Raw genomic sequence first — 12,261 nt, 5'->3', positions numbered from 1 at the left:
TAAACCAATACCCAAGTTCACATAAGCACCATCGGGAATGTCTTGTGCAACACGTTGTGCAATTTGGTCACGGCTTAGTTTTTGATAGCTCATGCTGCTTCTCCCTGTTGCGCATTGACAGCAACCACATGCTGTACAAAAATCCCTGGGGTAATGATATGTTCAGGGTCAAGCTGACCGAGTTCTGCGATTTCAGAAACCTGTGCAATGGTGACATCTGCCGCCATCGCCATAATCGGACCAAAGTTGCGTGCAGATTTGCGGTATACCAGATTGCCCCAGCGATCGCCCTGATGGGCTTTGATCAAGGCAAAATCAGCTTTGATCGGATACTCAAGCACATAGTCTTTGCCATCGATATGTCGGGTTTCTTTTCCTTCGGCAAGCAATGTACCAAAACCTGTTGGGGTGAAGACTGCCCCTAAACCCATGCCTGCTGCTTGAATACGGCATGCCAAGTTTCCTTGAGGAACCAGTTCTAGTTCAATCTTGCCTGCATGATAGAGTTCATCGAATACCCATGAATCGGACTGGCGAGGGAATGAACAGATGATCTTACGTACAGCCCCGGATTTGAGGAGTTTGGCCAGACCGTAATCGCCATTGCCTGCATTGTTATTGACAATGACCAAGTCTTTGACGCCCAGCTCGATCAATCCATCAATCAGTTCTGCGGGTTGTCCTGCGGTTCCAAAGCCACCAATCATAATGCTTGAACCATCTTTGATTTTTGACAGGACTTCCATCATGGATAAAGAACTTTTATCAATCATAAGACTTAACCTTTGTCTATGTTTCCAAATTACTATGTATAAATGAGTCAGAACATATTTATGCATAGTGATCTAAAACAGATCATGAGATAAACGCTGTTATCTCATGACCAAAAACATGAAAAATACTTTCTAATTAAGCACTTGCACGACGGCGGTCTACTTCTGTCGTTGGTGCATCTGCTTGTTCTTTAACAAGTTCAACATTGAAGATGATGTGTTTGAAAGGTTTGTTTACACCACGACGGGCAAGTTCAGCTTCATCAGTCACATCTACTGCTGTTGCAACCAAGCCTTCACGTGTTGCAAAGGCAAAGTCGTCCCAAAGATATTTGTCACCTTCAATATTGAACTGTGTGGTGAGTTTGCGGTAACCCGGTGCCGATACAAAATAGTGAACATGAGAAGGGCGATTTCCATGACGGCCCAGCAAATTGAGTAGCGCTTGCGTTGTCCCTTCAGGTGGACAGCCATATCCGACCGGCATGGTGGTTTGCGCAACATACTGACCATTGGCATCCGTTAAAATACTACGACGTAAATTGAAATCAGATTGAGATTTGTCAAAGAAAGAATAGTTACCTAAGCTATTGGCATGCCAAACTTCAACTTTGGCACCTTCAATAATGTTGCCATCCGCATCCGTAACTTTACCCTCGATGAATAGCGTATCGACATGATCAGATTCAGAACCATCATCCATACGGGCAAAGCCGACAGATTCAGGTGCGCCTGCGACATATAGAGGACCTTCAATCGTTCTTGGTGTTCCACCTGTAATACCTGCTTTCGCATCTGCTTCATCAGCACGTAAATCCAAATAGTGCTCTAGCCCCAGACCTGCTGCAAGAAGCCCCAGTTCGTTGGCCTGTCCTGCATCGGTAAAATACTCTAAACCCTTCCAAAGTTCAGTTTGGGAAATATCCAGGTCCTCAATGGCCTGGAATAAATCTCCGAGCAATCGAACGACAATTTGCTGAACACGTGGATTTACTTCACCTGTTGCAGTGTCTACATTCATTTGTTGAACTAATTTATCTATTTCTTGGCGGTTCATACTGATTCTCCTGAAGTATGAAAGGTTTTACGTGGCTTGCTTTGCTTACTCATGGTTGATGAATGAAATATTTAAACCAACAGCTTTGCTTGCTCCATTGCGCACCACAGTCCTTGTTAATTACGGCGATTAAAAAAATAAACGATCAATACGGTTCAGCTGTCATCTTCACGAATAGATGAGGGATGACGATTCAAAGCCATCACCTCGATATCCATGTATGGATACAGCGGGAGACCTTGTAAAATGCTGTGCAGTTCTTCATTACTCTCAACATCAAAAATACTGATATTTGAATATTGACCTGTGATGCGCCAAATATGACGCCACTTTCCTTGACGTTGTAAATCCTGAGAATATGCTTTTTCAACAGCTTTTATTTCATTGGCTTTTTCAATAGGCATATCCAATGGGATATTTACATCCATTCTGACTTGGTAAAGCATGCGAACTCCTTGAATTATTTACGACGCAAGTGGTCAATTTTGTTTTCATCCAGTTCAATACCCAATCCAGAAGCTGTTGGAATTTTCAGCTCAAAATTTTCATATTGAAGTGGTGTTTTTAAAATTTGTTCTGTCAGCAGTAAAGGACCAAATAGTTCAGTGCCATACGCTAAGTTGCTGAATGTGGAAAAAACATGTGCAGATGCGATGGTGCCTACAGGTCCCTCCAGCATCGTGCCACCATACAGGTCTATACCTGCGAGGTTTGCCAGTTTTCCAACTTCACAGGCTTCGGTTAAGCCTCCTGATTGAGCTACTTTCACTGCAAAGACGGATGCTGCATTGCGTTTAGCCAGTTCATAAGCACTTTGCGGTCCCATCAATGACTCGTCTGCCATAATCGCAATATCAAACTTTTCTGTTAGGCGATGCATGGCATCAATATTCTGAATTGCACAAGGCTGTTCAATCAGATCGATTCCACCATCTTGGAGCATTTTGATGCCTTTAATTGCGGTTAATTCAGACCATGCCCGATTGACATCGACTCGAATTGAAATCTCATCACCCAAAGCTTGTTTAATTGCCAAAACATGCTCGACATCTTGTTGCAAAGGTCGTGAACCAATTTTTAATTTGAAAGTGTTATGACGTTTAGCGGCAATCATTTTCTTGGCTTCAGCAATATCTTTTTCCGTATCACCCGAAGCCAATACCCATAACACTGAAATACTGTCACGTAAACGACCACCCAACAACTCACTGACAGGGATACCCAAACGTTGGGACTGAATGTCCAGTAATGCAGTTTGAATCGCACATTTGGCAAAACGGTTACCATTAATATTGCGTTGAATGATTTGCATTGTTTGCGCAATATTCAATCCAGATAAGGTCTTGAGTAAGGGCGCAAAATAAGTGTCTATATTGGTTTTAACACTTTCAGGACTCTCTTCACCATAACCTAAACCACCGATCGTGGTCGCTTCCCCCCAGCCAGTGAAACCATCTTCAGTGGTGATTTTAATCAGCACCAAAGTTTGTGTTTGCATCGTCGCAACCGCCATCTTATGAGGGCGAATGGTGGGGATCTCGACTAAGAGTGTTTCTATGGACTTATACATGTTGCGAATTTCTTAAGTATTAAGCTATTTATATACCCTAAATTAATGTAATATCTTTAACTAGGCTGTATTTGGTATTTTTAGATACTTAAAAAGTATATTAAGAGGCGAAATAGAAAAAATGGAATTAAGACATCTTCGTTACTTTGTGACGGTGGTAGAAGAGCAAAGTATTACCAAAGCGGCTGAAAAATTATGTATTGCTCAACCCCCGCTGAGTCGACAGATCCAGAATCTTGAGCAAGAACTGGGGATTTTGTTGTTTGAACGGGGTTCGAGACCTGTAAGAACGACTGAAGCAGGGCAGTTTTTTTATCAACATGCCGTACAAATCCTGACCCATACTGCTCAAGCAGCTTCTATGGCGAAACGTATAAGTGCAGTCAATAAAATTGTCCGTATTGGTTATGTCAGTTCACTTTTATATGCACTCTTACCCCAAATCATTTACTTGTTTCGCCAGCGTCATTCTGATATTCAAGTAGAGCTAATTGAGTGTGGGACCAAAGACCAAATTGAAGCATTAAAACAGGGCAAAATTGACTTGGGTTTTGGTCGGTTAAGGATTAGTGATCCTGCGATTAAGCGTATTGTATTGCGTGAAGAAAAGCTGAAATTGGCTGTACATAAAAATCATCGTCTGGCTGAATATATTGAACAAGGACTTTATTTATCACAAATTACCCATGAAACGATTTTCTCTTATCCCGCAACCCAAAAACCCAATTTCTCTACCTTAATTCAGTCGATTTTTACTGAATTGGGGCTGGTTCCTAAAGATATGGTCGAAGTGCGTGAAATTCATATGGCCCTTGGTTTGGTATCATCAGGAGAGGGGATCTGTTTGATTCCTGAAAGCGCCAGTGATATCGGGATGAAAAATTTAGTCTATATCCCAATTTTAGATGTGGAAGCCTATAGTCCAATTTCGCTATCTGTTCGAAATATGGATCAAAGCAGCTATGTACCGAACATACTTGCATGTGTGAGAGAGGTTTTTGAGCAGGAGAATATCCACTTAAAAATGAATGAGTAATCACTTTAATTTATGCAATCACTGTATGGAAACGCTCTTTTATTCTGGATGTAGAATATATGTTCTTAGAACGCTTCCTTTAATACTTCAAGTTTGAATGAAATAGAGCAATCAATGTTAACGCAGCCATCAATGGTCTAAATTTTTTTCCATTGCAGATTTTCTTCATCAAAATTGATTAAAAAAGAGGTTCCCGATTCATCACCTACCAGATAAGAAGATGGGTTAACCATAAGCACTTTTAACAATGTCCCGGCTTCAATGGTAATTGGACGTAAATTTTCTTTCGTTAATGTAACGGGTTGAAGTAATTCAATGATTTCCATTTTTTTAACTAACCTGTCATTTGACTAAAAACTCGTTCATTCATCATGACATAAATGAAGACCTGTAGGCTGAAATTTAAATTAAAAAGCGTCGCAGTAATGTATTGATATGTAATCTAAAGAATATTTATCAAGATTAAAGCTAGATTTTGACTTGTATGCAAAATCTAGCTGTTCAGGTTTATAAAGTGATGGTGGCGCCAAGAACTTTAATAAATTGTGCTAACCAAGCCGGATGCGCAGGCCATGCAGGTGCAGTCACTAAATGACCGTCAGTCACAGCATCCGTTACAGCAATATCCGCATATTGACCACCTGCCAGTTTAACTTCAGCAGCACAAGCAGGGTAGGCCGAGCATAGACGACCTTTTAATACATCAGTGGCAGCCAAGAGCTGTGCACCATGACAAACTGCGGCAATAGGTTTTTTTACCGCATCGAATTCACGAACAATTTCAATAACACGATCATTCATTCGTAAATATTCTGGAGCGCGACCACCAGGAATGATCAAGCCAATGTAGTTTTGCGTATCAACTTGGTTAAAATCATAGTTAATTGCGAAGTTATGACCTCTTTTTTCACTATAGGTCTGATCACCTTCAAAATCATGGATTGCCGTGGCGATACTGTCACCATTTTTCTTGTCTGGGCAGACTGCATGAACGGTATAGCCTAATCCTGTGAGGAATTGGAAAGGCACCATGGTTTCATAATCTTCCGCATAATCACCGACTAACATCAAAATTTGTTTAGACATTTTTTCACCCTCTGTACAAAAAATAGTGATCCTTTTAGGTAAAATAACACGCTCAGATTTCAGTTTTAAGTTGAATTTATACGGCTTTAGTCTTAATTTTACTGAGCGCATTGTAATAAATAGATTTGTAAATTTCTTATTCTAAAGCAATTGTTTACAAAGTAATGAATAGAGGATGAAAAGGGAAAATATGAAAAAGTATCTCTTGGGTTTAGGTTTAGTGCTTGCAGCAACAGTGAATCATGCTGCCGAGCAAGAAACAATATATAGAGGAATGGGAGAAGCCTCTTCGCAATTCCCAAGCCTTAAAAAAATGCTCAAACAGGGGTTGATCAATAAAAAAGCCGAGGTTTCAAGGTATGATTACAATGATGTATATCGACTCAAGAAACCTTTAAATTTTATGGGGCAAAGTGTTGTTCTGGTTTCAGATGAATATATGTCTCAATATGCAGGATGCTGTGTGAGTGAGGGCTGGGGAGCGCTTATCGCAAAAAATACCGATTTAAAACAGTTGACTCAATTCGCAAAAGCCAATCAGTGTTCATTGACTGAAATGGACCGAAGCAGGACAGACTACTATTATTATAAGCTCAAGCAACTGCCTAAAGCACAATATTATGAGCTTTCCTGCCGTGAGCGAGATCTAGAAAGCCAGCAATAAGGGAAGTTCAAATCATTTTCCAAATCCCCGTTAACGGGGATTTGATTTTTAAATATTTTACTTTTCAGAGATGAAAAGATAAAAAAGTCTTTTTTCGGTCAGAGGAGATATCCATATCGCTTTTGACCGAAGGCGGTGTCCATATCGCCAACCACAACGTAAGGTAAAATTGGCGAATGAAAAAGCAACGTCCATTTCATTTATATTAAATTAATAATAATGTTTGATATTACATTTTGTAGGCTTTGCATTTTATAGTAGCCCAGTTTTCCAAGCTTGATTCAAAGCTGTTAAAACCTAATGATCGCGACCTTGCTACAAAATCAGTACACCTGTTCCCGCACCAATCAGCATTAACCATACAGGATGCACATTTTTAAATACGCTGAGTAGTACAGTCAGGACAACGATAGTGATCAGTAAAATATTTTGAGCTGAGGCTTGGGCAATAATCCATGCACTCACAAGAACTAAGCCAACAGTAATGGGTTTTAATGCTTTTTCAAATCTAATGCGTAAAGGATGACTTTTAAAGTTATTCCAAAATTTAAGCGCATAGACTGTAATAATTGAAGAGGGTCCGAATTTGGCAAAAGATGTCACAAGCAGTCCCATCGGCCCAGCAACATGCCAACCCACTAAAGGGACAATCATCATATTGGGACCGGGTGCAGCCTGTGCCATTGCAAACATAGAACTGAATTGTTCAGCAGTCATCCACTGATGAACCACCACCACTTGATGTTGCATTTCTGGCAAGATGGCATTTCCACCGCCAAATGCCAGTAATGACAATTGAGTAAAAACTAAAGTGAGTGCGATAAGGACATACATTTTGTTCTACTCCTGAGTGAATTTATGTTGTTTAAATGCTAAAACAACCATATTCACTGTGACTAAAATCAACAGTGTCAAGGCCAAAGGCAGTTTCACCAATAACATGAAAATAACGGTTAACAAAATGGTGAAATAGGTCAGTTTGCTTTTCATAATCGGTTTTAGCATTTTAAAGCCCGTGGCAAACAGTAAACCTGCCGCCGCCGCCGCTAAACCTTGGATCATGTGGCGAACAAAAACAATCTCTTGGAAATTGACATAGATTTGATACAGTGAAATCACGATCACTGTCGGCGCCAACATCAATCCGACTACAGCACTGATTGCACCTTTGATGCCTGCAAAATCATAGCCAATGGCGACAGCCATATTGACAATATTACCCCCTGGTAGAATTTGGCAGACACCGAGTAAATCTGTAAATTTTTCAGCTGTCAGCCATTTTTGATCTTCAACAATTAAACGATGCGCCAGTGGAAGTACGCCACCAAAGCCCATTAAACCAAGCTTCATAAAGCCTAAAAATAATGCTCTGCAATCGGGTGTTTCAATGGTTTGTTCCATTGGCATTGCTTCACTATTCATTTAGACCTCTTCAATTTGCTGTCCTGTATGGATTGAATGTGATTATCTGCTTGTTTAGTTATAATTAAAAATGCTATTTTTGCTGTTATTCATACTTAAAAAGTATGGTTTTAGAGAGTCTTTTTCGCAAATTGACCTCCAAAGCCATTGGATAGATTTTTATATTGAGGTGGACGCATGATCGATATTCAGAAACTCAAGGCTTTTGTTGCAGTGGTTGAAGAAAGCAATATTTCTCGTGCAGCTGTACGTTTGAATATGCAGCAACCTCCCTTAACACGAATAATCAAAAATCTAGAAGATGAATTGGATACTACGTTATTAAAGCGCTTACCTCGTGGGGTTGAGGCGACTGAAGCAGGTAAAGCACTCTATCAGGAAGCAGTTACAATCCTTGCACACGCGCAGGCGATTCCAAAACGCGTACAGAATATCTCGAAAGGATTAGAAGGACAGATCAATATTGGCTTCACCAACTCAGTAGGTTTGCATTCTTTTTTACCGGCATTGTTACGGAATTTCCGTGAAAATTTTCCTGCTGTATCCATTCATTTAGAAGAGGATGCGAGTAGTTCACTGATTGATTCAATTATTAATGAAAAAAATGACATCGTATTTTTACGTAAACCCGCACCCATTAATTTGGGATTAAAAAGCTTACATGTCTTGGATGAACCATTAATTGTCGCTTTGCCGAGTAATCATCCCTTGGCTTTACAGGGCGAAGTGATTGATCTGTTGGATTTAGAACCCTATGACTTTGTGCTATATCGTCGATTGGCAGGGCAGGATTTATTTGACAATATTTTGGCATGTTGTTATCAAGCGGGTTTCAGTCCAAGGATTGTCCAAGAAGCGCCTCGTTTAACATCGAGTCTAAATTTGATTGCAGCAGGGATTGGTTTATCCATTGTTCCTGAAGCAATTCGGGATTTTTGGAATAAACAGATTGTCTATAAAGTATTAAAAGCAGACACCACATGTATCGCACCCATTTACGCTGTGTATCAGCAAAATGTTGAAAATGTACGTTTAAAACATATTTTAAATTTACTGGATTAATTTTTGTGCTCAATCAAAATGAATTGTTTGGCATAAGGTTTATATTACATCAGGCGAATGAGGAGATTGCATTAAATTGATGCTGTATAGAGTCGTTAAGAAATTAAAAAATAACGGAATCATTGCATTTTTGCTACACATGAAAGCTTTACTGCGGATTAGTATGATCTTTTTAAATTTTAGTGTTAAAAATTAGAATTGAGGATAGGCTTTTGAAACTCAAATTTGTAAAAAATGTTCTAGTATCAGCAATGATGTTGTCCTCTACAGTTTTATGGGCAGAAACAACGGCGCAAACAACCCAAATGATGCCTGTTGTTGCAAAAGATCAGAAAAAATCAGGGATTGATGATCAATATTTTGATCAAACTGTAAAAGGCAGTGATGATTTTTATCAGCATGTGAATGGTGGTTGGATAAAGAACACTGAAATTCCTGCAGATAAATCACGTTGGGGGACGTTTGATATTTTGCATGAAGAATCATTAAAACAACTGCACGATATCGTCGATGAGCTGTCAAAACAACAGTTGACTCATGGGAGTTCTGAGCAGAAAGTTGCCACACTATATGCGAATTTTATGGATGAAAAAGCGATAGAAGCACTGGGTATTCAACCCATTCAGGCTGAAATTGAAAATGTTGACGCCCTTAAAAACAAAAAGGATATTGCACAATTAGCTGCTCATTTTTCACGTATTGGCGTCACCAGCCCGTTTGATGTAGGCATTGACCAAGATATGAAAAATTCTACACAAATGATTGCGATGCTGGGACAAGGAGGGTTGGGACTGCCAGATCGTGATTATTATTTAAAGAATGATGCAAAATTTAAAAAAGTACGTTCGCAGTACCTCAGCTATATTGAAAAAACATTAAAACTGGCTGGTGATACTCAAGCTGCGCAACATGCACAAGCAATTTTAAAATTAGAAACGCAAATTGCGAAAATACAGTGGAGTAATGTACAAAATCGAGATGTATCCAAACTCTATAATATCTATAAAACAGAAGATTTAGCCAATCTCAGTCCAAAAATTGATTGGAAAACCTATTTAGAAAAACAAGAATTGGCAGATAAAATTAAAACCATTCAGGTGATTCAACCGAGCTATTTTAAAGGTTTAAGTCCAATTGTAGACAATACTTCACTCGATGCGTGGAAAGCTTATTTTAAGTTCCATTTGGTCAGTGATTTTTCACCATTGTTGAGTAAAGCTTTTGTAGACAATAGTTTTGATTTCTATAGTAATCAATTACGAGAAATCAAAGAGCAGAAACCGCGTTGGAAGCGCGGAGTGCAATTGGTCGAAGGGACTTTGGGTGAAAGTCTAGGACAGATCTATGTGAAAAAATATTTCTCTGCTGAGAAAAAACAACGTATGGAATTACTGGTTCAAAATTTGATGAAAGCCTATTCACACAGTATTGAACAGTTGGACTGGATGAGTCCGGCAACGAAAGTCCAAGCACAGAAAAAATTGGCCAGTTTTGCGGTAAAAATCGGTTATCCAAACAAATGGCGTGATTATTCAGCTTTAGAGATTAAAAACAATGATTTGATTGGAAACGTACTTCGCTCACGTGAGTTTGAACATCAATATGCGTTGAACAAATTGGGTAAACCTGTAGATCGTGATGAATGGGGCATGACACCGCAAACAATCAATGCGTACTACAATGCATCTTTAAATGAAATTGTTTTCCCAGCAGCAATTTTACAACCTCCATTTTTTGATATGGATGCTGATGATGCAGTGAACTATGGCGCGATTGGTGCAATTATTGGTCATGAAATTAGTCATGGTTTCGATGATCAAGGCAGCCAGTTTGATGAGTTGGGTAATATGAAAAACTGGTGGACTGCAGATGATCACCGAAAATTTAAAGAAAAAACCAGTGCACTGGTAGCTCAATACAATGCTTATGAGCCGGTCAAAGGTTACCATGTCAATGGTGAATTAACATTGGGTGAAAATATTGCCGATAATTCTGGTTTAGCGATTGCCTATAAGGCCTATCAATTGTCACTCAATGGGAAGCCTGCACCTGTGTTAGATAATTTAACCGGTGAACAGCGTTTTTACATCGGTTGGGCTCAAGCATGGCGCTCAAAAATCACCGATGCCATGCAAGTAGAGTTTCTAAAACGTGATCCGCATTCACCAGATAAAGTCCGTGGTAATGCGACTTTACTCAATCAAGCGCCTTTCTATGATGCCTTCCATCTTAAACAAGGAGACAAGATGTATTTACCTGCCAATAAACGTGTCACCATTTGGTAATGTCGTGAATCAACCTGCCAAATCAGCTGATGGTTTGGTGGGGTTTATGATCATCTCTATTTTTGGTTCAATAATGCCTTTGAAAATAGCTGTTTAGGTTGAGCTTTTTTTAGATTCAAGTAATTGATTATCCCTAATTCAAGTTTTTGTGATTTTTTTATCATTTTATTTAGATAAATAGTGAATAAATTCAATAGAATAAGTTTGTTATTTTGGCTTTTTTCAGCTATTTTCTTAAAAAATACAATTGAGAAATGTTAGGTGAATTTAAAAGCATTCTTTTGGTTTGCTGGGGCGGGTTGTGTACTACAGGCTTGTACAAGCATCTCGACTTCAACATCTGATACCTTTAAACAGTATGCGTCTCCGCAAGAAGTGATTGATAAGAAAAATATCAACGATAATCAACGTTCATCTAAAGAATATGTTTATGATTGGGGACCTAAACAAGGCCATCAATCAGTACAGTCATTAACACCCAAAACCTATTTAAACCGTTATTGTGTTGCCAAAGGCGGTCGATTTAGCCAGGTTGAAACCAGTACCATGAAGCTGGTCAAAGATGTGTGGACAAAGAAACTGTTGAATACCTATAGCAGTGTGAAACAAGGGATTGGTGCATATCACTGTGTCGAAAGTAATGGTCAACAATGGTATGTTTCAATTGAACCTTTATCCGAGCGAAAGCTGGCACAAACTGAGACTCGTGCTGTTATCTTACAGACCAGAGTATTATCTTTGGATGAATTAAAAAAACTGTATAACACTAACAGTAATGTAATAATTGCCCAGCAAGAAAAGAAATCAAAGCATCACCCTGCGAAGAACACTGAAATCAAAACCAACAATTCAAAAAATACGTATGTAAATTCTGCGGTGAAAACTACTTCTGTAAAACCAATTGAAGAAAAGAAGGCTGTTGTACAGGTTGTTGAGGAAGTGAAGGAAAAACCGCAAGTTGAAAAAGTAGTGAATACACCGCAAGCACAGCAGATGCAATTATACAGTGCTGCACGTAAAGATTTGGGACGTGGACAAAATCAGATCAATGCCTGTAATAATGCCGAAAGAGCCTATAACTATGGGCGTTTGCATGGAACAAGCGGAATCAATGTCTACGCAGAATCAGGTGTCTTGGTGGCTAGATGTTTAACCAATGTACCGAGTTATGGTCAACGGTTTTCTAATCCGCAAGATCGTGCTAAACGGATTTTGCAGAATTTATCGACCAATCAAAATCATGCCGTTGCTAAACATATGTTAAAGCAAATGAAGTGATGGGCAGTGGATTGAAGTTGGATCGTCC

General features: G+C 39.3%; 13 protein-coding genes and 1 pseudogene. 5 read left to right on the top strand and 9 right to left on the bottom strand.

Features of this window, described 5'->3' with window-relative positions; all coding sequences use genetic code 11:
• From OSH00_RS16940 to OSH00_RS16920, 5 genes and pseudogenes are all read right to left on the bottom strand, one after another.
• A pseudogene (locus OSH00_RS16940) lies at positions 1-93 on the bottom strand (CoA-transferase); the annotation flags it as partial.
• Positions 90-773, bottom strand: coding sequence for a 3-oxoacid CoA-transferase subunit A (locus tag OSH00_RS16935; RefSeq protein WP_266131403.1), 684 nt, complete (start codon positions 771-773; stop codon positions 90-92). The pseudogene OSH00_RS16940 and the gene OSH00_RS16935, both read right to left, overlap by 4 nt.
• Positions 774-909: 136 nt before the next feature.
• Positions 910-1,830, bottom strand: a complete 921-nt coding sequence (gene catA, locus OSH00_RS16930) for a catechol 1,2-dioxygenase (protein ID WP_266131402.1) — start codon at positions 1,828-1,830, stop codon at positions 910-912.
• A 155-nt stretch (positions 1,831-1,985) separates the two neighbouring features.
• A complete protein-coding gene (gene catC, locus OSH00_RS16925; RefSeq protein WP_266131401.1) occupies positions 1,986-2,276 on the bottom strand; it encodes a muconolactone Delta-isomerase in 291 nt (96 codons plus the stop codon).
• 14 nt (positions 2,277-2,290) lie between these two features.
• Positions 2,291-3,400 (bottom strand): muconate/chloromuconate family cycloisomerase, encoded by a 1,110-nt coding sequence (locus OSH00_RS16920; protein WP_266131400.1) that lies wholly within the window; start codon positions 3,398-3,400, stop codon positions 2,291-2,293.
• Positions 3,401-3,521: 121 nt separating this feature from the next.
• Between OSH00_RS16920 and catM the strand changes: the two genes are divergently transcribed.
• The gene (gene catM, locus OSH00_RS16915; RefSeq protein ID WP_266131399.1) at positions 3,522-4,436 is read left to right on the top strand and encodes a cis,cis-muconate-binding transcription regulator CatM; all 915 of its coding nucleotides are present in this window, start codon (positions 3,522-3,524) and stop codon (positions 4,434-4,436) included.
• 137 nt (positions 4,437-4,573) lie between these two features.
• On the opposite strand, the gene OSH00_RS16910 is transcribed toward catM, so the two are convergent.
• Positions 4,574-4,762, bottom strand: coding sequence for a hypothetical protein (locus OSH00_RS16910; RefSeq protein WP_004829530.1), 189 nt, complete (start codon positions 4,760-4,762; stop codon positions 4,574-4,576).
• 181 nt (positions 4,763-4,943) lie between these two features.
• Positions 4,944-5,522, bottom strand: a complete 579-nt coding sequence (locus OSH00_RS16905; protein ID WP_266131398.1) for a DJ-1/PfpI family protein — start codon at positions 5,520-5,522, stop codon at positions 4,944-4,946.
• A gap of 190 nt (positions 5,523-5,712) precedes the next feature.
• Here OSH00_RS16905 and OSH00_RS16900 point away from each other — a divergent pair, with 190 nt between their 5' ends.
• Entirely contained in the window at positions 5,713-6,186 is a 474-nt protein-coding gene (locus OSH00_RS16900) for a hypothetical protein (RefSeq protein WP_266131397.1), read from the top strand.
• Positions 6,187-6,501: 315 nt separating this feature from the next.
• Here OSH00_RS16900 and OSH00_RS16895 read toward each other — a convergent pair whose 3' ends face one another.
• Together OSH00_RS16895 and OSH00_RS16890 are read right to left on the bottom strand one after the other, a co-directional pair.
• Positions 6,502-7,020: a chromate transporter gene (locus tag OSH00_RS16895; protein ID WP_266131396.1), complete on the bottom strand. Its 519-nt coding sequence runs from the start codon at positions 7,018-7,020 to the stop codon at positions 6,502-6,504.
• Positions 7,021-7,026: 6 nt separating this feature from the next.
• A complete protein-coding gene (locus OSH00_RS16890) occupies positions 7,027-7,608 on the bottom strand; it encodes a chromate transporter (protein WP_266131395.1) in 582 nt (193 codons plus the stop codon).
• A 177-nt stretch (positions 7,609-7,785) separates the two neighbouring features.
• Here OSH00_RS16890 and OSH00_RS16885 point away from each other — a divergent pair, with 177 nt between their 5' ends.
• The 3 genes from OSH00_RS16885 to OSH00_RS16875 all read left to right on the top strand — a co-directional run bounded on the left by OSH00_RS16885 (position 7,786) and on the right by OSH00_RS16875 (position 12,233).
• Positions 7,786-8,670: a LysR family transcriptional regulator gene (locus tag OSH00_RS16885; protein WP_266131394.1), complete on the top strand. Its 885-nt coding sequence runs from the start codon at positions 7,786-7,788 to the stop codon at positions 8,668-8,670.
• A 212-nt stretch (positions 8,671-8,882) separates the two neighbouring features.
• Positions 8,883-10,955, top strand: coding sequence for a M13 family metallopeptidase (locus OSH00_RS16880; protein ID WP_266131393.1), 2,073 nt, complete (start codon positions 8,883-8,885; stop codon positions 10,953-10,955).
• Between the two features lie 261 nt (positions 10,956-11,216).
• Positions 11,217-12,233, top strand: a complete 1,017-nt coding sequence (locus OSH00_RS16875) for a hypothetical protein (protein WP_266131392.1) — start codon at positions 11,217-11,219, stop codon at positions 12,231-12,233.
• The last annotated feature ends 28 nt before the right edge of the window (positions 12,234-12,261 follow it).

Origin of the sequence: Acinetobacter nematophilus, from assembly GCF_026344175.1 — a bacterium.
Lineage (GTDB): Bacteria > Pseudomonadota > Gammaproteobacteria > Pseudomonadales > Moraxellaceae > Acinetobacter > Acinetobacter nematophilus.
This window is presented reverse-complemented; position numbering and strand designations above follow the sequence as displayed.